This window comes from Microvirga terrae (assembly GCF_013307435.2).
Lineage (GTDB): Bacteria > Pseudomonadota > Alphaproteobacteria > Rhizobiales > Beijerinckiaceae > Microvirga > Microvirga terrae.
The window spans coordinates 3638103-3657281 of sequence record NZ_CP102845.1; the positions used below are offsets into that span (position 1 = coordinate 3638103).

General features: G+C 70.0%; 21 protein-coding genes. 1 reads left to right on the top strand and 20 read right to left on the bottom strand.

Going from position 1 to position 19179, the window contains the following annotated elements; all coding sequences use genetic code 11:
- Positions 1 to 103: 103 nt before the first annotated feature.
- The 14 genes from HPT29_RS17100 to HPT29_RS17165 all read right to left on the bottom strand — a co-directional run bounded on the left by HPT29_RS17100 (position 104) and on the right by HPT29_RS17165 (position 15346).
- Positions 104 to 562, bottom strand: coding sequence for a cytochrome c-type biogenesis protein (locus HPT29_RS17100; protein WP_173946980.1), 459 nt, complete (start codon positions 560 to 562; stop codon positions 104 to 106).
- Between the two features lie 3 nt (positions 563 to 565).
- Positions 566 to 2545, bottom strand: coding sequence for a heme lyase CcmF/NrfE family subunit (locus HPT29_RS17105; RefSeq protein ID WP_173946981.1), 1980 nt, complete (start codon positions 2543 to 2545; stop codon positions 566 to 568).
- Between the two features lie 28 nt (positions 2546 to 2573).
- Complete coding sequence (ccmE, locus tag HPT29_RS17110; protein ID WP_173946982.1) at positions 2574 to 3032, bottom strand: cytochrome c maturation protein CcmE; 459 nt, start codon at positions 3030 to 3032, stop codon at positions 2574 to 2576.
- Entirely contained in the window at positions 3029 to 4120 is a 1092-nt protein-coding gene (ccmI, locus tag HPT29_RS17115) for a c-type cytochrome biogenesis protein CcmI (RefSeq protein WP_173946983.1), read from the bottom strand. Before ccmI ends, ccmE begins: the two co-directional genes overlap by 4 nt.
- A 65-nt stretch (positions 4121 to 4185) precedes the next feature.
- Positions 4186 to 5583, bottom strand: coding sequence for a sensor histidine kinase (locus HPT29_RS17120; RefSeq protein ID WP_371823192.1), 1398 nt, complete (start codon positions 5581 to 5583; stop codon positions 4186 to 4188).
- Complete coding sequence (locus tag HPT29_RS17125; RefSeq protein WP_173946984.1) at positions 5580 to 6251, bottom strand: response regulator transcription factor; 672 nt, start codon at positions 6249 to 6251, stop codon at positions 5580 to 5582. Before HPT29_RS17125 ends, HPT29_RS17120 begins: the two co-directional genes overlap by 4 nt.
- A gap of 14 nt (positions 6252 to 6265) precedes the next feature.
- A complete protein-coding gene (locus HPT29_RS17130) occupies positions 6266 to 6580 on the bottom strand; it encodes a PepSY domain-containing protein (RefSeq protein WP_173946985.1) in 315 nt (104 codons plus the stop codon).
- A gap of 94 nt (positions 6581 to 6674) precedes the next feature.
- Complete coding sequence (locus HPT29_RS17135) at positions 6675 to 6884, bottom strand: hypothetical protein (RefSeq protein WP_173946986.1); 210 nt, start codon at positions 6882 to 6884, stop codon at positions 6675 to 6677.
- Between the two features lies 1 nt (position 6885).
- Positions 6886 to 7434 carry a glycoside hydrolase family 108 protein gene (locus HPT29_RS17140; RefSeq protein WP_173946987.1) on the bottom strand — a complete coding sequence of 183 codons (549 nt, stop codon included), beginning with the start codon at positions 7432 to 7434 and terminating at the stop codon, positions 6886 to 6888.
- A 10-nt stretch (positions 7435 to 7444) separates the two neighbouring features.
- Positions 7445 to 8980 carry a DUF2793 domain-containing protein gene (locus HPT29_RS17145; protein ID WP_173946988.1) on the bottom strand — a complete coding sequence of 512 codons (1536 nt, stop codon included), beginning with the start codon at positions 8978 to 8980 and terminating at the stop codon, positions 7445 to 7447.
- Between the two features lie 188 nt (positions 8981 to 9168).
- Complete coding sequence (locus HPT29_RS17150) at positions 9169 to 13026, bottom strand: baseplate multidomain protein megatron (RefSeq protein WP_173946989.1); 3858 nt, start codon at positions 13024 to 13026, stop codon at positions 9169 to 9171.
- Positions 13026 to 13454 (bottom strand): NlpC/P60 family protein, encoded by a 429-nt coding sequence (locus tag HPT29_RS17155; protein ID WP_173946990.1) that lies wholly within the window; start codon positions 13452 to 13454, stop codon positions 13026 to 13028. The genes HPT29_RS17150 and HPT29_RS17155 overlap by 1 nt, the downstream gene beginning before the upstream one ends.
- Before the next feature lie 218 nt (positions 13455 to 13672).
- Complete coding sequence (locus tag HPT29_RS17160) at positions 13673 to 14563, bottom strand: DUF2163 domain-containing protein (protein ID WP_173946991.1); 891 nt, start codon at positions 14561 to 14563, stop codon at positions 13673 to 13675.
- Positions 14564 to 14707: 144 nt separating this feature from the next.
- Positions 14708 to 15346: a DUF2460 domain-containing protein gene (locus tag HPT29_RS17165; RefSeq protein WP_173946992.1), complete on the bottom strand. Its 639-nt coding sequence runs from the start codon at positions 15344 to 15346 to the stop codon at positions 14708 to 14710.
- Between the two features lie 83 nt (positions 15347 to 15429).
- On the opposite strand from HPT29_RS17165, the gene HPT29_RS17170 reads away from it, so the two are divergent.
- Positions 15430 to 15675: an HP1242/YdcH family protein gene (locus HPT29_RS17170; RefSeq protein ID WP_173946993.1), complete on the top strand. Its 246-nt coding sequence runs from the start codon at positions 15430 to 15432 to the stop codon at positions 15673 to 15675.
- Between the two features lie 84 nt (positions 15676 to 15759).
- On the opposite strand, the gene HPT29_RS17175 is transcribed toward HPT29_RS17170, so the two are convergent.
- The 6 genes from HPT29_RS17175 to HPT29_RS17200 form a co-directional block, all read right to left on the bottom strand.
- Complete coding sequence (locus tag HPT29_RS17175) at positions 15760 to 16440, bottom strand: phage tail tape measure protein (RefSeq protein WP_210272056.1); 681 nt, start codon at positions 16438 to 16440, stop codon at positions 15760 to 15762.
- Positions 16441 to 16775: 335 nt separating this feature from the next.
- The gene (locus tag HPT29_RS17180) at positions 16776 to 16988 is read right to left on the bottom strand and encodes a phage tail assembly chaperone (protein WP_173946994.1); all 213 of its coding nucleotides are present in this window, start codon (positions 16986 to 16988) and stop codon (positions 16776 to 16778) included.
- 116 nt (positions 16989 to 17104) lie between these two features.
- Positions 17105 to 17437 carry a gene transfer agent family protein gene (locus tag HPT29_RS17185; RefSeq protein ID WP_173946995.1) on the bottom strand — a complete coding sequence of 111 codons (333 nt, stop codon included), beginning with the start codon at positions 17435 to 17437 and terminating at the stop codon, positions 17105 to 17107.
- A gap of 89 nt (positions 17438 to 17526) precedes the next feature.
- On the bottom strand, positions 17527 to 17937 hold the full coding sequence (locus tag HPT29_RS17190; RefSeq protein ID WP_173946996.1) for a phage major tail protein, TP901-1 family: 411 nt from the start codon (positions 17935 to 17937) through the stop codon (positions 17527 to 17529).
- Between the two features lie 242 nt (positions 17938 to 18179).
- Entirely contained in the window at positions 18180 to 18590 is a 411-nt protein-coding gene (locus tag HPT29_RS17195) for a DUF3168 domain-containing protein (protein WP_173946997.1), read from the bottom strand.
- The gene (locus tag HPT29_RS17200) at positions 18587 to 18922 is read right to left on the bottom strand and encodes a phage head closure protein (RefSeq protein WP_173946998.1); all 336 of its coding nucleotides are present in this window, start codon (positions 18920 to 18922) and stop codon (positions 18587 to 18589) included. The genes HPT29_RS17195 and HPT29_RS17200 overlap by 4 nt, the downstream gene beginning before the upstream one ends.
- Positions 18923 to 19179: the final 257 nt, after the last annotated feature.

Here is a 19179-nt window from a genome sequence, read left to right on the forward strand (position 1 = left end):
ATGGCTTGCTCAACAGAAAGGCGGGAACGTGCTTAACGCGCGCCGCGCCGCCGTTCGAGAGACCGGCCCGGATCGCCCGTCCCGCGGACCCGGCCGCGGGCCGTCAGGCCCCCTGATCGCGCTTGAGCAGGTCCTCGAGCGCCTTCTGCTCCTGCGCGTCGAGTGCGGCGGCGGGCCGCGGGCGGCGTTTCATGGCCGCGTAGGCCCCGATGCCGCCGAGGACCAGAACGAGCGCAGGCGTCAGCCAGAGCAGCAGGGTGTGCCCTCGGAACGTGGGCTTGAGCAGCACGAACTCGCCGTAGCGCTGCACCAGGAAGTCGCGCACCTGGGCGTCCGTGTCGCCCGCCACCAGGCGCTCTCGCACCAGGAGCCGCAGATCCTTGGCGAGCTGCGCGTCGGAATCGTCGATGGACTGGTTCTGGCAGACGAGGCAGCGCAAGCCCGCTGAAATGTCGCGCGCCCGCTTCTCCAGGGCCTGATCCTTCAGCACCTCGTCCGGCTGCACGGCGAGGACCGGACCGGCGAGCGCGAGAGCCGCGAGGAGAGCGAGCACGAAACGCATGGCCTACTCCGCCGGGACCGCAGCCGGCGGCGCGATCTTCGCACGCGCCGGAGCCCCGATGCGCAGCCGCCGGTCCGTCAGGGACAGCGCGCCGCCGGCCGCCATTACGAGGGAGCCAATCCAGATCAGCAGGACGAGCGGCTTGTGGTAGAGCCTCATGCCGATCGACCCGTCCGCCTGCACCTCGCCGATGCTGGCATAGACTTGACCGAGGCCCGTGGTCAGGATGCCGGCCTCCGTGGTCGGCATGCCGCGCGTCACGTAGAGCCGCTTCATGGTCTCGATCGTGCCGAGCTCCCGGCCCGCCCCCATGACCGTCAGGATGGCGACGTCCTCCCGGTAGTTCGCCTCGACGCGCGGAATGATGCGTTCGAGGCGCACCTCGTAATCGCCCGCCCTGAGCCGCTCGCCGACCCGCAGGCTGCCGATGGCTTCCACGCCCCAGGCCGTCGCGGCGATGCCGATGACCGTCAGGCCGACGCCCGCATGCGCGATCGCCGTGCCCCAGGCGGAGCGCGGCAGGCCGGAGGCCTTGCGCCAGGCGACGGCAAGCGGCGTGCCCCGGGACCAGGACCGCGTGAGGATTTCGTTGAGGGAGCCGAGAACCAGGTAGACGCCGAGCCCGACCCCGAGCGGCGCGGCCACCGGCCCGCCGTGCTGGAGCGCGAACAGGGCGACTGTCGCCACCAGCGAGACGCCGAACACCGCATAAAGGCGCTGGGCCGTGCCGAGGAAGTTGCCGCGCTTCCAGGCCAGCGTCTGGCCGAGCGGCAGCAGCAGCAGCAGCGGCACGATCAGCGGCAGGAAGGTGAAGTTGAAGAACGGCGCCCCGACCGAGATCTTCTCGCCGGTCAGCACTTCGAGCGCGAGCGGGTAGAGCGTGCCGATGAACACGGTCGCGCAGGCGGTGGCGAGGAAGAGGTTGTTGAGGACGAGCGCGCCCTCCCGCGACACGGGCGCGAACAGGCCGCCCTGCCGGAGCATGGGCGCGCGCCAGGCGAAGAGCGCCAGCGAGCCGCCGATGAACAAGATCAGGATCCCGAGGATGAACGTGCCGCGCTCCGGATCGACCGCGAAGGAATGCACCGAAGTGAGCACGCCCGAGCGGACCAGGAAGGTGCCGAGCAGCGACAGGGAGAAGGTCAGGATCGCGAGCAGGATGGTCCAGACCTTGAGCGCGTCGCGCTTCTCCATCACGACGGTGGAATGCAGGAGCGCGGTGCCGGCGAGCCACGGCATGAGCGAGGCATTCTCCACCGGGTCCCAGAACCACCAGCCGCCCCAGCCGAGTTCGTAATAGGCCCAGTACGACCCCATGGCGATGCCCAGCGTCAGGAACGCCCAGGCGCCGAGCGTCCAGGGACGCACGATCCTGGCCCAGACCGCATCGATGCGACCGTCGATCAGGGCCGCGCACGCGAACGCGAAGGAGATCGAGAAGCCCACATAGCCGATGTAGAGCAGCGGCGGATGAATCGCGAGGCCCGGATCCTGCAGCAGCGGGTTGAGATCCTGCCCCTCGGGGGCCGCCGGGAAGACGCGGGCGAACGGATTGGACGTGGTGAGGATGAACAGCAGGAACGCGATGGTGATCAGGGCCTGAACGGCGAGCGTGTTCGCCTGCAGCCGCATCGGGACGTTTCGTGCAACCGCCACCACGGCGCCGAACAGGGACAGGATCAGCACCCAGAGCAGCATGGAGCCCTCATGGTTCCCCCACACGCCGGAGATCTTGTAGATCAGCGGCTTCGCCGAATGGGAGTTCTGGACCACGTTGAGCACCGAGAAGTCGGAGTTCACGTAGGCCAGGGTCAGGGCCAGGAACGAGAACGCGATACAGGCGAGCACGGCGAGCGCGCCCGCCGGCGCCACGGCCATGAGCACGGGATCGTTGGCGCGCGCGCCCCAGAGCGGCACGACGAACTGGATCAGGGACAGCCCAAGCGCCAGCGCGAGTGCGAAATGTCCGGCCTCGACCAACACGAAGGCTCTCCCTTGCTACTGCGTCACGTTACTGCGTCTTGGGCGCGGCATTGGCCTCGCCCATCCAGTGCCCCTGCTTCTTCAGGGTATCGGCCACCTCGCGGGGCATGTAGTTCTCGTCGTGCTTGGCGAGCACGGAATCGGCCCGGAAGGCGCCTGGGCCGACGAGCACGCCCTCGGCCACGACGCCTTGTCCCTCGCGGAACAGGTCGGGCAGCAGGCCCTTGTAGCTCACCTGGATGGCCGCCTGCGCGTCCATGACCTCGAAGGTGATCTGCTGGTCGGAGCCGCGCTGCACGGAGCCCTCCTTGACGAGGCCGCCGAGGCGGATGCGCGTCCCGGGCTGCACGTTCTTCGCCTGGATGTCGGCCGGCGAATTGAAGAACACGATCGTGTCGTTCATGGCGTAGAGCACGAGGCCGAGCGCGATCGCCAGGACGCATCCTGCGACACCGATGAGAGTGAGGCGGCGTTGTTTTCGCGTCATGGCTGAGCGTCGGTCAGTTTCAGTTCCTGGGCCATCGTGTCGATGGTCTTCAAGCCGGCGTTGTCCTGCGCCAGCGCCTCCCGGGCCCGTCGTGCGGCCGCCAGGGCTTTATCACGCTGGCCCAGGACCGTATAGGAGCGCATCAGTCGCGCCCATTCCTCGGCCGAGCCGCCTTGCGCCTCCAGGCGGCTCGCGAGGCCCGCCACCATGCCGGCGATCGCCTCCGGGCCGATCCGGTTGTCCGCCGCCTGGCCGGCCGGCGCGTCGAGGGATGCCAGTTCCTGCCTCACGGCCTCGACCCAGGGCGCGTCCGCGGGCGAGGATGCGAGCAGTTCCGCATAGGCGGCCTTGGCCTTCGCGGTCTGCCCGTCCTGCGCCGCCGCGCGGGCCAGGTAGAAGCGGGCCTTGGGCGAAGCCGCATCGAGCTTGACGGCCTGTTCGAAGGCCGCCTGGGCATCGGCCGACACGAGCCCGTCCTTGGACATGACCAGGACCTCGCCGTAATTGGCGAACCGGTCGGCATCCGGCGGCAGGGAGCGGACCGCCGCCTCGTAGGCCTTCACGGCATCGTCCATGCGGCCCATGCGGAGGTAGACCGGCGCGATGACCTCCCAGCCGCGGCCGTCCTGGGGGTTGTTCGCCAGATGGGTCTCGATCTGGGCCACCGCCTGCATGAGATCGACGTTGCCGGCCGGCTGGGCCGTTGCAGCCGTCGGTACCTGGGCGGGCGCCTGGGGCGACCCGTAGATTTCATAGGTGGCGAGCGCCAGGATCGGGATGATCGACAGGGCCAGGGTCGAGGCCGCCCGACGGCGGCGCAGGGCCGGCTCGCCGACCGCCGCCTGATCCTGGCCGTGCAGGCCGGTCGCCCGCAGGAGGCGCCGTCCGGCCTCGGCCTTGGCGGCGTCGGCCTCGCTCGGCATCAGCACGCCGCGCGCCTGATCCCGCTCGATCTCGGCGATCTGCTCGCGGTAGAACTGCGTGTCCGGATCCGCCTGCCGCGTGACGGCGTAATGACGCGACAGCGGCCAAAGCACCGCCATCACGGCCGCCGCCGTCATCGCCAGGAGAATGATCCAGATCACCATAAAGTCCTATTTACTGCGTGTTCCCCTGAAGCACGACGGTGGCACGGTGTCACGCGTAAATGTCCTTAAGGCGCGCTCCTATCCCCTGGCAGTTCGAGGATGGCGCGCAGGCCCCCCATGGGCGACGCGTCGAGTCGGAGCGAGCCGCGGTAGAGCGCCGCCAGATCGCTGACGATCGAGAGCCCGAGGCCCGATCCGGGCTTGGTCTCGTCGAGACGGCGGCCGCGCTTGAGGACCTCCGCGCGGGCGGCCTCCGGCAGGCCCGGGCCGTCGTCGTCGATGAGCAGGCGGAAGCGGGGCCGGTCGTCCTCGCGCACGATCTCGACCGACACCTCGACCTTGCCGGCGGCCCATTTGGCCGCGTTGTCGATGAGATTGCCGGCCATCTCCTCCAGGTCCTGCCTCTCGCCGCGGAAGCGCAGGTCCGGCGGGACCGCCAGCGCCACCTCCAGGTCCTTGTCGCGGTAGATTTTCGCGAAGGTGCGCGCGAGGCCCGCGATGACGGGCTCGGCCTCGGTGAGCGTGCCGAGGGTTCCCGCGAGCGCCGCCGCGCGTGCCCGGTCGAGATAGTAATTGACCTGGTCGCGCATGGTCGTGGCCTGCTCGCGGACCCGGGCGGCCACGTCGTCGGGTGCGTTCTCGGCCTCGTTCATGATGATGCTGAGCGGCGTCTTGAGCGCGTGGGCCAGATTGCCGACCTGCGTGCGGGCGCGCTCCAGGATCTCCCGGTTGGTGTCGAGCAGAAGGTTCAGCTCGCCTGCCAGCGGAGAGATGTCGCGCGGGTATTCGCCGACGATCCGCTCCGCCTCCCCGCGCCGGATCGCCCCGAGAGCGCTGCGCAGATTGGCGAGCGGCCGCAGGCCGAAGCGGATCTGCAGGAGCGTGGTGAAGCCGAGGCCGATGCCGAGGAGCGCGAAGGTGACGGTCAGGGCGAAGATGAAGTCCCGCACGGCCACGTCGATCTCGTCGGCCGGGCCGGCGACCCGGATGATGTAGCGTCCGTCCTCGCCGAGATCGATGTCGCGCTCGATGATGCGCAGGTTGCGCTCGTCCGGCGCCCGGCCGTAGCCGCGGCGGATCTGGCCGAAGCGGTTGTCCCCGGTGGCGAGGCTCGGCAATTGCCCGCCGAACAGGGATTTCGACGAGCGGATCTCGCCCGCCGCCGCATTGGGCCGCGCCACCTGCCAGTACCAGCCCGACAGGGGCAGCTCGAACCGGGGATCGCCAATGGGGCCGAGATCCCGGTCCGGATCGCCCGGCCCGACGAGGTTGGACGCGAGCGTGTTGGCGTAGACGAGGAGCCGCTGGTCGAAGGCGCGTTCCGTGTTGTCGCGGTAGAGCGTCGACAGGATGAGCCCGGCGATCAGCAGGATCACGAAGCTCCAGAAGACGGACGAGACCGCGAGACGGACCGCGATGGGCCGGCCCGCAAACCGTTTGACGAGCGGCGACAGGCCGGTCACGTCTTGGTCTGGCTCGCGTCGAGGAGATAGCCCAGTCCCCGCACCGTCTGGATGATGTCGACCCCGAGCTTCTTGCGCAGGCGGCCGATGAAGACCTCGATCGTGTTCGAATCCCGGTCGAAATCCTGATCGTAGAGATGCTCGGTCAGCTCGCCGCGCGAAACGATGCGGCCGGTATGGTGCATGAGGTAGGACAGGAGCCGGTACTCGTGCGAGGTGAGCTTCACCGGGTTGCCGTCGACGGCGACCCGGCCCGAGCGGGTGTCGAGCTTCACGGGCCCGCAGGCGATCTCGCTCGTGGCGTGGCCGGCGGAGCGGCGCAGCAGCGCGCGGACGCGGGCGAGAAGCTCCTCCATGTGGAAAGGCTTGGTCACGTAGTCGTCGGCGCCGGCGTCGAAGCCCTGGACCTTGTCGCTCCAGCGGTCGCGTGCGGTCAGGATGATCACCGGGGTCTTGTGCCCCTCGCGGCGCCAGGCGGTCAGGACCGACACCCCGTCCACCTTCGGCAGGCCGAGATCGAGGATGATGGCGTCGTAGGGCTCGGTTTCGCCGAGGAACTGCCCTTCCTCGCCGTCCATGGCGGCATCCACCGCGTAGCCCGCCTGCTCAAGGGCGGTCACGATCTGCTGATTGAGGGTTCTGTCATCCTCGACAACGAGTAGGCGCACGGTTCGAGCTTCCCTTAATGGACCGACTTCACGCGACCGGAGGGTCCGTCGATCGTCACCTGGACGATGCGACCGTCCTTTTGCAGGACCGAGATCACATAGACAAGGTCGTCGCTGTTGCGGCAGAGGCTGGCCCGGACCACGTCGGCGCCCGGGATCTGGCGCCGTGCCGTCATCACGGCGGATGCCGGAGCGACGACGCCCTTGGCCGCCACCGCCTCCTGCATCTCGCGGGGAGGCAGGCAGTTCTTGAGGGCCGCGGCCGCGCTCTGCGCCGACGCCGCCCCCCCCATGCCCCACAACGCTATCAACACCCAGACCAGACGCATGAGACGACCATGCCTTTGCCGCACTGAACGAATTCTGAATGCGATCGGGCCGGCCTCCGTGCCGACGACCGGCCCCATCTCCCTGAAAATGCTTCTAATTCAGAATCTGTTTCGTGGCCAGGATCCGGAACATCGTCGAGGCGATGAAGCTCGCCGCCGCGACGAGCTGGACGAGCGTCTCCTCGAAGGCGCCGGTGGCCAGGGCCGACCCGTCGAAGCCGAGGAGCCCGAGGACGAGCGCCGCGAGGCCGACGAGGTTGGCCCAGACGGTGCGGCTGGCGAGAATGGTCTTGGTATCGAGCATGTCAGACGTTCCTTGAGGACGAGGGTGGAAGGGATGAGAGCCGGAGGGCCTCCCGCTCGACGGCTAGGACGCGCCGGCGCCAGCCGATGCCGAAGACCGGCCAGGCGGCGAGGCGTCCGAGCAAGCCGAGGCGCGCCTTCGTGAGGCGGCGGATCGTCTCCGGGATGTCGGCCGCGCGGGCCGCCTCGAGCGTGACCGGTCCGACGATGCCGTCGGCCGGGACGCCGAGGATCTCCTGCAGCATGCCGGCGGCCCGCGCGGGGCCGGAATTGACCGCGAGGTCGAACACCGCGAGATCGAGCCCGGGCGGCAGCTCGTCGGCCCGCACGGCGTTCCAGAACAGCCGCCGGTAGATGGCGACCGCCTCGCGGCGGGTGAGGCGCCGCACGTCGGCCGCGGAGGCCGGACGGCCGCGCGCCCGGGCGAGGGTCTCGCGGGTGATGCCGAACTTGGTCGCGCCGCCCGGATCGCGGGGATGCTGCACGAAGCCGCCTTCGTGCCGGAGCGTCTGTTCGACGGCGGTCTCGAAGCGTGACGAAGAACCAGTCATCCGCGTCTCCTCACAGTTCCGCCTGCAGGGCGAAGAAGGCCAGGTTACCCAGATAGAGGTTACCGACCGCGCCAACCGATCCGCTGAACGCGGTGCCGGCCTGCAGCCGAAGGACGAGGCCGGCCGCACCGGCCGCCGCCAGCGTCGTGACGGTCAGCGCTCCGGTGATCAGCGTCCAGGACGCGCCAGAATTGTTGTAGAAGCCGATCTGGTTGCCCGACGGGGCTCCGTTGAACCAGCCGGGCCCGCTGGTCGTCAGCACCGGGTCGGCCCGCATCGGCACCGGCAGGGTGCAGGGACAATCGATGACGTTGTTGCCGACGCGCTGCCCGAGGGCGCCGAGGATGGCAGGCGTTCCGCCGCTGGCGGCAAGGCGCTGGTAGTAGCGGCGGCAGCGCAGCTCCTCGATGTCGGCCGGCACGCCCGCCCAGGGCGTCGCCTGCGCGCCGAGCTCCAGCTTGACCCGCCTGAAGGAGCATGGGGCCGACGGCTGGAGCCGCACCGTGACGGGCCAGGTCTCGGACCCGTCGAGCGTGACGCTCGCCCAGCGCCGTCCGGGACCGGCCGGGATCGTGGCGGTCTTCGTCCCGACGGCGACCGGCAGAGGATCCGACGGATCCTCGACCGAGAGCGTCAGGGTCGCGCCGGCGAAGCTCGCCGCGCCGGTCTCGGCCGCCTGAGCGAAGTCGACCACCTGATCGAGCGCCCCGGACAGCGATACCGTGCCGTCCGCCGCGACGCCGAGGGTGCAGCCGCCCGGTCCGGCCTTCCAGCGGTCGAAGCCGTAGACGCCGGCGGCGAGCGCCCCGCCGGCGAACCGGCGCTGGTTCACCCGGAAGGCCGCGTTGATCAGGAGGTTCGCACCCGGCACGTTCGCGAGGCCGCAGGGAAACGACGCGACGCCGGTCCGGCGGTCCACGAGCAGCGCGTCGCGCCACAGGGTTCCGTCGGCGGACACGCGGATGCAGAAATCGTCGCTGCCGATCAGGCCGGTCTCCGCGCGCCCGCTGTATCCGCGCTGGTAGAGCTGCGACAGCACCCCGGCCTCCGTGCTCTTGTCGAGCACGACGCGCAGATCGCCCGTGCCGCCCTCCTCGGCGGACAGCGCCGAGAACAACGCCGCGTTGAGCTTCGCCGACAGGCGGTTGGTCCCGTCGGCCGCCGTGCCGATCCCGAGCCGATCCAGATTGTCGAGCGCGTCCGGAACCGCCCCGACGGGAGTCCAGGCGGCGCCGTCGAACAGGACGAGCAGATCCTCGGCCTCCACATAGGCGCGCCATCCGGGGCGCGGCGTGAGGAAGCGCCAGCTCGCGAGGTCGAACAGCGCGACGGCGCCCTCATGGCCCGCGAAGGCGCCCGTGGCGCCCGCGCCGACGAGGAAGCGGTCGCCGTCCTCGGGCGAGGCCGGCGGCGCGGTGCGGCCGCGTTCCTTGACGGCGAGCTGCACGAGCGCGTCAAGCGATGCGAGCGCCTCGTTGTGGGTGACGTGCTTTTGCGCCTGCGCGGCAGCGAGCAGCGGCAGGGAGAGATGAGGCGTGGAGGACATGAGGTGATGGGCTCTGATGGAGACAGGGAAATGGGGCCACCCGCCACGTCATCACCGGCCTTGTGCCGGTGATCCCGATACGAAAAGCGCGGCGCTTCAAGCAATCGGGATGACCGGGACAAGCCCGGCCATGACGGTGGAGGGTATCGTGCCCGGCGCGCCGGCGCGGCCGAAAAGCACGCGGTCGGTCAGCGCACGGCGACCGTCGCGTGCCGCTCGATGCCGCGCCCGGCCACGGCGCTCCATTGCGCGATGCGGACGGCGAGCGCGGATTGAGGCGCGCCGAAATCGGCCGCCTCGTCGGCATGGGCGTAAAGGACGGAGGCCTGTGGGCTGGCGAGCGTGCGCACGACCCCGTTGTCCTTGAGGATGTCGATCGCGTAGCGCTCCGCATCCTCGGCCAGCGGCACGTCGAGCGGCTCCCAGCCGTCGCCGCCCTGGCGCGTGCGGCGCGTCCATGCGAGGCGGACGCCGCCGGCCTCGTGGGTGGCCGTGACATGCACCGGGCTCAAGGGCCTGAGTGCATCCGCCCCCGCCGTCGCGATCGTTTCGGCAACCGCCGGATCCCCATGGTCCCGGCCCGAGGGACCGACGCGGTAGCGCCAGGTCCGGCCGAGATCCTGCAGGCCCGTGGCGAGCGGTACGACAGCCTCGTCGAGTTTGACCAGAAGGGCTCCCGCCGGCACCGTGCGGCCGGCCTCGGGCTCGGACCCGGCGAGGCCGCGCAGGAAGCGCGAGAGCCGATAGCTGCGCTCGCCGATCATCTCGGCGCGCGCGGCGGCGACGATCTCCCAGCGGCCGTCCGGACCCTGCAGGGCAAAGAGGTTGCGGCCGCCGAGCACGGCCTCGTCGTCGAGGCTGCTCAGGGCTCCCGAGGAGATCTCCACGTCGAGCGTGGCGCGCGGGTCCCAGCGCCAGAGCGGACCCGGCGGGAGCGCCGTCCCGGTCCGTCCGATCACGGCCGGCAGGCCGATCACCCGGACGGGCGCGAAGCTGGCGGCATCGCCGGAACGCCAGATCGTCATGGCGCCGGGCCAGGGATCGGCCGCGACCGCCACGTATTGCAGGGGCGCCGGATCGCCGAAGGCCGCCGGCAGGTCGAGCACCACGACCTGCGGCTTGCCGGGAACCGGCGGCGGACGCCTCACCGGTTTCTCGGCGGATGCGCCCGGCCGCTCGAACACGGCGGGTTCGACCGCGCGCGTGCTGACCTTGCGCGTCGCCCCGTCGGCGATGCGCGTGATGCGATGCAGTTTGGGACCCGCATCGGTGGGAAGCGCGATCACGTCGCCCGGCTCCAGGTCGAGCCGCCGCGGCGACAGCTCGAACTCGGCGCCCTCGCGCCCGGCCCACAGGTCCTGAAGCCAGGTCTCGGCGAGGCGCTGCGCCTCCGCCCGGCGGGTGACGACGGCGCTGTCCGCCCTCGCCTCCCGGCGGCTCGCACCGGACAGGCGCCGCGACGCCACGGAGGCGCGGCGATAGTCGGTGTCGCCTTCGATGAATCCGATCTCCACCTGCTGCGGCAGCTCGGTTTCCTGGGCGCGGGTGAGCGTGAGCGACGGCCCCCGTTCGCCGAGCACGAGATCGTCCTTGGTCAGTTGGACGACGGCCCGGCCGCCGCGCCCCTGCCACGCGACGGCACCGCCGCGCGCCACGGCATCGACGCCGAAGAGACGCAGCAGCGGCTCGAGCGCGCCGCGCACGGACATGGGCCGGTCGATCACGTAGCCGTCGACGAAACCGTCGACGGGAATGGTGCCCGGAGCGGCAAACCCGTAATCGCGCAGGATGCGCGCGATGAGGCGGTCGAGAGTCGCGCCCTCGATCCGTCCGGTGATCCAGTGACCCGTCTCCCAGTTTCGGCCGTCCGACCACACGGTGTCGAAATCGGGAAAGGCCGGATAGGGCCGCGCATCCCAGGCCCAGACGAAAACGCTGTCCGGATCGACCATGCGCCCGCCATAGAACGGGGACGTCGGATTGTACTCCGGTGAGAAGCCCCTCTGGGCCGGATCGAAGCGCGAGAGAATGGCCTCGAGCGTACGCGCCTGAGCGAGATCGTCGCGCACGCCGCGGGAGAACGGCGGATAGGCGGATTCCGAGGATTTCGGATCGGGAAACACGTTGGGGCCGTTCGGCCCCTTGTCCACCGCGGGCACGCCGATCTCGGTGAGCCAGATCGGCTTCGCGTGCGGCTGCCACGGGGTCGCGCCGGTCTCGACGCCGTTCACGCGCTCCACGTGCCGGTTCGACCACCACGAGACGAGATCCTTGGCGCGGAAGACCCACGGCTTGCCGTGCGCGCCGTCCGTGATGGGCCGGCGGACCTGCGCGGCCCGCTCGGACGCATCGGCATAGTACCAGTCGAACGCTTCGCCGCCGCCGAGGCGCGCGCGCAGGTAATCGACGTCGTAGACGCTGCGGGCGGCGGAGAGATCCGCGTGACCCGGACCGTCGCGCCAGTCCGCAATCGGCGGGTAGTAGTCGATGCCGACCGCATCGATGGCGGAGCTGGCGAAGAGCGGGTCGAGGGGAAAGCGCACCTCGTCGCCGCCGTCGAGAACATGCGCGCCGTATTCCGTCCAGTCGGCCGCATAGACGATCTTCGTGGAGGCGCGCAGGACATCGCGCGCCTGCCCGGCCAGCGCCTTGAGCCGCGCCACGGCCGGATAGATGCCCGATGCGGAGCGCACGCGGGTCAGGCCCACGAGCTCGCTGCCGAGGATGAAGCCGTGAACGCCGCCGGCTTCTTCGGCCAGGTTCGCGTAATGAAGCACCATGCGGTTGAAGCCCGCCGAGCGGGTGAACCAGCTGTCGACCTGCACGGCGGCGGCGGCCGTGCCGTCGGGCGAGCCGCCGCGGCCCGGCGCGGGATGGCAGGTGATGCGACCGCGCCAGGGATAGGGTGCCTGCCCGGTGCCGCCGTAAGGGTCGGGCAGGTCATTGTCCTTGGGCACGTCCATCATCACGAAGGGATAGAGCACCACTTCGAGACCGCGCGCCTTCAGGTTGCGGATCAGGCGCATCACCGTCTCGTCGGACGGGGTGCCGCCATAGGCGGGAGACCCGCCGGCGAGCGACACCGCCTTCGCGGCCTCGCGCGTCACGCCCGCGACCGACCAGGCGGCGCCGTCGGTCGTCTTGGTCTTCACGTCGACGCGCGGCTCGATCAGGCACGACCCGGCGCGAAGATCGTCGCCGAACCAGCTCACCACCAGCGACACGCGCTTCAGGTTGGGGCACAAAGCCTCGAGCGAATCGAGGGAGGCGGCCACGTCGGTGTCGCGCCGCATCTGGTGGCGGTTCTCCGGCCGGGTCTTGCCGAGATCGAGCACCCGCATGACGGGCAGCGTGTCGTAGCCGAACTCGCTCGCCCCGGGGATCAGGCAGACGGCCCGCACCATGCGGTTGAGGCCGTCCACCGGCCGCACCACCTCGAAGGAGAATTGCGGCACGCGGTTGCCGAAATCGGCCAGCGGCAGACGCTCGAACACCACATAGGCGAGGCCGCGATAGGCGGGCGCGTTCTGCGCGCCCTCCTTGGCGACGATCAGCGGATCGGCGCTCTGCGTCTCGCTGCCCGCATGCACGCGCATGGTGAGGGTGCTCAGATCGATCTCGCGCCCGTCGGCCCAGACGCGGCGGATGAAGGCGATGCGCCCCTCGCACAGGCCGACCGCGAGATTGGCGAAGTAGGAATAGGTGGTGGTGACGGTCTTCGGCCCGCTCATGCCCTTGCCGCCCTGGGATCCCCGGTCGACATCGGTGTTCACCGCCTCCTCGAGGCGCGTCGCCCAGATGAGCTGGCCGCCGATGCGCGCGCGGCCGTAGACCCGCGGGATCGGAGCGCCCTCCGTCGAGGTGAGCCCGTCGATGTCCTTGAGGCGCGGGCCCTCCACATGCTTGGTGGTGTCGCCCCCGAACAGCGCGTTGTCGATGGCCGCTCCCGCGAGCCCGCCGAGCGCGCGCCCGGCCATGGCCCCGAGGGGTCCGGCGATCATGCCGCCGACCGCGGCGCCGACGGTTTGCAGAACGATTGTGGCCATCAGTTCGTATCCGGAAAGCGAAAGGCATGGGCGAGGTGTCGCCGCCACCAGGGATGGAACGTCACCTCGGCGACCGACGCGCCGTCATGGGCGTGGATCATCGTGTCGCGTGAAGCGGCAATGGCGCAGTGCTTGGCCGGCATAGCGGCGCGCCAGCGGAACAGCAGCACGTCGCCGGCCGCGAGGGCGTCGCGGTCGATCTCGACGAGGTGTCGTCGCGCGGCGGCAAGCAGCGTGTCGGCGCCCGCCTCCGCCCAGTCGGGCGAATACGGCGGCGGCATTTCGGGCTCGCGGCCCATGACGCCGCGCCAGACGCCGCGCAGCAGGCCGAGGCAGTCGCAGCCCACGCCCTTGAGCGAGGCCTGGTGGCGGTACGGCGTGCCGATCCACGAGCGGGCCTCGGCGAGGATGAGATGGGGTTGGGGCATCGTGATATTCGCAACAGCTGTTCGAACGAACGAAGAAGGATGCGCTGATTCAGGTCGCCGCCAACGACGCCCTCGCGTCATCACCGGCCCTGAACCCTCGACGTCATCACCGGGCTTGTCCCGGTGATCCCGATTGCTTGAGGCGCCGCGCCCCTCCGTATCGAGATGGCCGGCACGAGGCCGGCCATGACGGGCAGGTTGCGACCCGGCGACGCCCCTCACCGGAAGAAGCTGCCGCCGTCCAGGCCGGGCTCGCCCTGCTGCGGCATGCGGATGATGAAGTCGTTGCCGGGCATGTGCGGAAAGCCGCGGAAGTTCACCGCGTTCCGGAACTTCGCCCGGCATGTCCCATGGGTCTTGTCGCAGCCGGCCGTGACCCGGAACGTGTCGCCGATCCTGATGGGCTGTGGGGCGCGCTGCCACAGGTCGAATGTATCTGTCCCGCCCGTGGCGCGATGGACCTTGATCTCGACCGACAGACCGGCATTGTCGCCGCTCGTCCACGTGAGCTGGCCCGCCGTGCACCATCCGTCGGCGAAACCGATGCCGGAGGCCGCGAGGGTCAGGGCCCCGTCGGTCGCCGCGACGGCGCCGGTCGCGGAATGGCGCGACGACGACAGATCGATCCCGCACCGCGCATCGCCGAGATCGGCCGCGCAGGTGGCGCGGAACAGGCGCCCGCGCTCTTCGTCGAACCGGTGCATGAGGCCCCTCACCTCGGCCACGAAGCCGCCATCGGCGCGGCGGATCTCGCCGATGGAGCCGACGTCGAGGAGCAGGCGCTCGTCCACGTTGCTCCAGTTGACGAGCCAGGTCTCGACGCCGGCATCGTCGTAGAGGCCCGACGCGATGTCGTCCTCGGTGAGCCCGGCCGACACGAGCGCGCCCGACACCTCGCCGCCGCCGACCGCGAAGCCGAGCTCCGCCGTCACCTCGGCGGCCTCGAGCCCGGTGCGGGCCGCGTAGATCGTCCCGCCGAAGGCGAGGTCGCGGTCGTGATCGGTGAAGCCGAAGGCCGCGCCGTCGCGCCGCACGAGCCTCCAGCAATGGCACAGATTCGTGGCCCCGCCGGCCAGATGGGCGGAGAGGTTTTGGGAAATGGGACGCATGGGGATTCTGATCTTTATTGGGGCGATGTCCGCGATCTCAGCACGTCATGGCCGGCCTTGTGCCGGCCATCCCGATCGATTGAAACGCCGCACCCATCGGGATCGGGATCACCGGCACAGGGCCGGTGATGACGTGGAGGGTGTCTAAGGCACGATCTCGACCAGCGGGATCTGCGGGATGTCGCCGGCCTCGAAGGCCGAGAGGTCGATGTCGAGCTCGTCCGTGTCGAACCGCACCGGCACGTCGAAGGTGAAGCCGGCCGTCACGATGGCGCCGGCGCGCGGCGGCGCCGTGAAGGTCACGAGACCTGTGGTCGGATCGCAGTTGAAGCCCGACCCGACGGCCTGCTCGATCCCGTCGAGCGCCACCCGGACGGTGCCGCCGACCGGCTTGGCGATGGGGCGGCTGTAGGGCGCAAACGACGCCCCGTAGATTTTCACCAGCGGGAAGCCGGCGGTCTGCCCGTCGCCGGTGCCGATGCGCTGGTCGAGGGGCGTCGGCTCCTTGGAGGGCGGGCCGGAGCGCCAGTCGGTGCGGTCGCGGAAGCGGAACCCATAGAGCCGGCCGCGCCGCTCCTCGAAGAAGGCGATCACCGCGTGCAGCGCGTCGACGGTCCGGACGCCGAGACCCGCATCGTAGCGGCGCCGGGACCCGGCCCAGCGGCTGTTGCGGTGCTCGCGGCCGGACGCGAGCGTGACGATGTCGGTCCGCCGCACCGGCCCGCCGCGGCCGCCGAGGCCCACGTCGAGGGGAAAGCGGACCTCGTGGAAGTCTGAGGCCATGGTCGGTCCTGCTGCAATGTGAAACGAAAGAACCGGGGTGGCGTTGACGGTGCGAACCCCGAACGGCACGGAGGCCACTGGCGATGAGCAACGCTCCCAACGACCTCGCGGAGGATTTCCCCGACAAGCGCGAGCGGATCCACCAGCTCAAGACGAGCGACAACCACTTCGCGCGGCTCTACGACGAGTACGATGAGCTCAACCGCACCATCCACCGGATCGAGACCCGGGTGGAGCCCCAGTCCGAGGACGCCGAGGAGGAGCTCAAGCGCCGCCGCCTGAAGATCAAGGACGAGATCATGGCGATGCTCGACGGCGCGGGCGGGTGAGCCCGACACTCTTCAGCGCGGCGCTTTCCTGATCGGGATGGCCGGGACAGGACCGAGCATGACGGGCGGAGGCCCCGAGAGCCCCTACATGCCGCGCTGGCCGCGGGCCACGGCCCGGGCGAGCGCCGCCGAGACCTGGGCCTCGGAGCGGCGGAAGCTGTCCGCGTCGGGGGTCGAGACGTTGACCGTCACGGAGACCGGCCGCCCGCCGCTCCCGCCCGCGCGCACGCCGAGCCGCCCGTCGGGCCCGCGCGCCAGCGGCATCACCGCCTCGGCGCCGCGCTCGCCCATGAGGCCGAGACCGCGTCCCATTGGGAAATAGGTCGGCGCGCCGACCACGCCGCCTTGCGCGAACGGCATCACCAGGCCGCGCGAGACCACGCCGCCCTGCGCGAAGGCCGGGCCGCCGCCGAAGAGCGAGCCCAGGATCGAGCCCAGCCCCTTGGTGAGACCGCCGATGAGCCCGCCCCCGTCGAGGGGCAGCGAGCTCCCGAGCGCCCCCGTCATCATGCCCTTCACGCTCTGGCTCAGGGCCGTCTGCAGGGGCGCGAGCGCCAGGCGCAACCCCGTTTCCACAAGGGATTGGCGCACGGACTTGAGAACGTTATCAAATTTCTTGCCTTCCGCGACATTCTTGGCGAAAGCATTGGACAGGGAATCGCCGAATTTGTCGGAGAGGCCTATGAGAGTGGTGAGCTGGCGCTTGCGGTCGTCCTCTACGCTATTGTTGGCCGCGATGGGGCTTTTGGCAGGGTTGTCGCTCAAACGAGCCTCCTTGATCTTCCTCTGCGCAGGTCTGACGCTCACTGCACCAGCCTGTGTGCCGAGCCGTCCACCTGACGATGTCTTCGACATCGGAAGCATCAGCGCCGCGCAATGGTCGAAGATGCAGAACGAATGCGACTACGAAGCGACAAAGGCCGTCGCATCGCAGAAGCCAGGTCCGGTCCGCCATTTGGATTGGCGGAACGTCTTCTTCAAATGCTTGGCGCTGAGAGGTGCAAAGCACCTCGGAACGACAAACGATTTCCCGGATGCATGACGATCCGCGACACTATCGGAAAGGCCGATGAGCGCAGTGAGCTGGCGTGCACGGTTTTTCACGATGATGTCGTCTGGCGCGGAAGGGACTCCCTGTCCCTGATCGCGTCGCCATCCGGAAACGCCTCCATCAGGCGTCCGAGATCGCCCCGCGAGGCGGGCTCCGTCCGCCGTGCGCCGTGCAGCCCCTCCCAGGCGGCCGCGAGCTCGCGCGGCGTCGCGCGCCAGAACCCATCCGGGCTCCAGCGCAGCAGGCTCAGACCCAGGGCCATCGCGTCGTCCCAGGGGAAGGCGCGCGGCGCGCATCCTGCGGGAGCGTCCGGACGGGCAGCGGACGAGCCGGTGCTCGTGTCTTCGACAAGCGCATCGTCCGCGACCGGGCGATGCGCTAGGGAGGGTTTGGCGTTTCCTCGCCTCCCCCGAAGGTCACGAGCAGAAGATCGGCGAGCGCCGCGGCGACCGGCGCGATGCCGCCGTCGAGCGGCAGCCGCGCCACCTCCTGGTCGCTCATCGCGTGACCGCCGCCGCGCAGCGCGACCGCGAGCAGGGTGACGAGATCGCGGCTCGCCAGGCGTCCGGCGCCGAAGCGTTCGGCCAGCGCCGTGAGGTCCTGGACGCCGAACGCGTCCTCGAGCTCCGCGAGCGCGCCGAGCGTCAGGCAGAGGGTGTAGCACGTGTCGCCGATCTGCAGCGCCACCTCGCCCCGTCGTCTGTTGGGCATCGTGTGTTCCTTGGTGTGGATTATCGTCCCTGTCAGGTCATGGCCGGTGATGACGTCGGTAGCGAGATGCATGCGGAGGGTCCGCCCGCTCACAGCGCCACGAACGCGAGCGCGCCGGCGGATTCGATGCCCATCTCGAACGTCACCTCGCCGGCATGGTCGCCGCGATATTCCAGGCTCGTGACCTGGAACGGCCCCTCGATGCGGCCGAAATCCGGGATGACGATCTGATAGATCAGAATGTCCCTGTCGAAGAAGACCTGGCGCATGCGCGTGTCGGACGCCTCGTCCTTGAACACGCCGGAGCCGGAGATGGACGCGCGGCGCACGCCGGCGCCGGCGAGCAGCTCGCGCCAGCGCCCGGCGGATTCCGCATGGGTGACGTCCACGGTCTCGGCGTTGAAGGCGATCTGGCGCGTGCGCAGCCCCGCCACGGTGACGAAGCCGCTGCTGCCGTCGCCGATCTTGATGAGCAGGTCCTTGCCCTTCTGAGCAGGCATGGGATGTCCTTTGTCGAATGAGGAAAGAGGCCCTTTGCAGGCGGGAACGACACCCCCACGTCATCACCGGCCTCGTGCCGGTGATCTCAGTTCTGTGAAGCGCGGCGCCTCACCGGATCGGGATGGCCGGGACAAGCCCGGCCATGACGTGGCGGGTGGTGACAGGGGAGACGCAGGGCCGGTCATGACGTGAGAGACCGGCACGATATGCGACACTGCCATGACGGGAGGAACGGACCCGGTCACGCCACCTCGGTGACCGCGCGCAGGCGCAGGGTGACGCGGGTGAGCCGCGTGTCCTTGTCGCGCTCGCCGGAAATCTCCGTGACGCGCAGGTTGACGAGGCGGTGCCCGTCGAGGGTCAGCGCCGCGTCATCGAGGATCGCGTCGAGGCGTTCGGCCACGGCGAGCGCCGTGCGGGCACCGCCGGGCTCGGACCACACGACGATGCCGAGGCTCTGCTCGTGCCCACGCTCGCGATCCGTCGACCAATCGGCGGCACGCACGTCCGAGAACAGCGCATAGACCGGAGCGGCGCCCCGCGGCGGCTCGTCGTAGAGGCGCAACGAGCCGCCCATGAGCGCGCACAGCTCCGCATCCGCGGCCGCCGCGTCGAGGATCGCGCCGCGCAAGGCCAAAACGGGACTCGTCATGGCCGCATCTCCTCGACCAGGCAGACGAGATCGCGCCGCGACCCGTCCGGGTCGGACGCCGCCCGGATCGCGAAGCGGCGCAAGCCCGCGCTCAGGCGCATGGCGCCGGTCACGCCCTCGCGGTAGCGCAGGGTGATGCGGTGGGTCAGGCTCTGCTCGGGCCGGTCGGCGCGCACGCGCTCGACGCCCGAGAGCATCTCGATGGCGCCCCAGAGCTGCGGCCCCGCCGTGTAGGTGCGGATGACGCCGCCGAATCCGTCGGGTCGTTCGAGCGGCAGTTCGAGCACGAACCGGCGCGCCCGCGCGCCGATGCGAATGGGTCTGGTTCTCATGGCAATGTCTTTGAGAGGGAATGCGAGGGTGAAAGAAGGGAACGGTTCCCGCCGGGTCATCACCGGCCCTGTGCCGACCACGACGTGGGCAGGGATCGGGCGTTCGCGCTTCCCGTCATCACCGGACTTGTCCCGGTGATCTCGATATGAAGAGCGCTGCGCTTCACAGCATCGGGATGGCCGGGACAAGCCCGGCCATGACGTCGAGAGTGACAGGACCGGACGGGTGATGACGCGAAGGCTGTAGAGGGTAGCAA

Bases quoted from the DNA above. Each gene is read 5' to 3' on its own strand.
- HPT29_RS17100 (WP_173946980.1), bottom strand. From the start codon at position 562: ATGCGTTTCGTGCTCGCTCTCCTCGCGGCTCTCGCGCTCGCCGGTCCG.
- ccmE (WP_173946982.1), bottom strand. From the start codon at position 3,032: ATGACGCGAAAACAACGCCGCCTCACTCTCATCGGTGTCGCAGGATGC.
- ccmI (WP_173946983.1), bottom strand. From the start codon at position 4,120: ATGGTGATCTGGATCATTCTCCTGGCGATGACGGCGGCGGCCGTGATG.
- HPT29_RS17130 (WP_173946985.1), bottom strand. From the start codon at position 6,580: ATGCGTCTGGTCTGGGTGTTGATAGCGTTGTGGGGCATGGGGGGGGCG.
- HPT29_RS17135 (WP_173946986.1), bottom strand. From the start codon at position 6,884: ATGCTCGATACCAAGACCATTCTCGCCAGCCGCACCGTCTGGGCCAAC.
- HPT29_RS17140 (WP_173946987.1), bottom strand. From the start codon at position 7,434: ATGACTGGTTCTTCGTCACGCTTCGAGACCGCCGTCGAACAGACGCTC.
- HPT29_RS17145 (WP_173946988.1), bottom strand. From the start codon at position 8,980: ATGTCCTCCACGCCTCATCTCTCCCTGCCGCTGCTCGCTGCCGCGCAG.
- HPT29_RS17150 (WP_173946989.1), bottom strand. From the start codon at position 13,026: ATGGCCACAATCGTTCTGCAAACCGTCGGCGCCGCGGTCGGCGGCATG.
- HPT29_RS17155 (WP_173946990.1), bottom strand. From the start codon at position 13,454: ATGCCCCAACCCCATCTCATCCTCGCCGAGGCCCGCTCGTGGATCGGC.
- HPT29_RS17160 (WP_173946991.1), bottom strand. From the start codon at position 14,563: ATGCGTCCCATTTCCCAAAACCTCTCCGCCCATCTGGCCGGCGGGGCC.
- HPT29_RS17165 (WP_173946992.1), bottom strand. From the start codon at position 15,346: ATGGCCTCAGACTTCCACGAGGTCCGCTTTCCCCTCGACGTGGGCCTC.
- HPT29_RS17170 (WP_173946993.1), top strand. From the start codon at position 15,430: ATGAGCAACGCTCCCAACGACCTCGCGGAGGATTTCCCCGACAAGCGC.
- HPT29_RS17180 (WP_173946994.1), bottom strand. From the start codon at position 16,988: ATGGCCCTGGGTCTGAGCCTGCTGCGCTGGAGCCCGGATGGGTTCTGG.
- HPT29_RS17185 (WP_173946995.1), bottom strand. From the start codon at position 17,437: ATGCCCAACAGACGACGGGGCGAGGTGGCGCTGCAGATCGGCGACACG.
- HPT29_RS17190 (WP_173946996.1), bottom strand. From the start codon at position 17,937: ATGCCTGCTCAGAAGGGCAAGGACCTGCTCATCAAGATCGGCGACGGC.
- HPT29_RS17195 (WP_173946997.1), bottom strand. From the start codon at position 18,590: ATGACGAGTCCCGTTTTGGCCTTGCGCGGCGCGATCCTCGACGCGGCG.
- HPT29_RS17200 (WP_173946998.1), bottom strand. From the start codon at position 18,922: ATGAGAACCAGACCCATTCGCATCGGCGCGCGGGCGCGCCGGTTCGTG.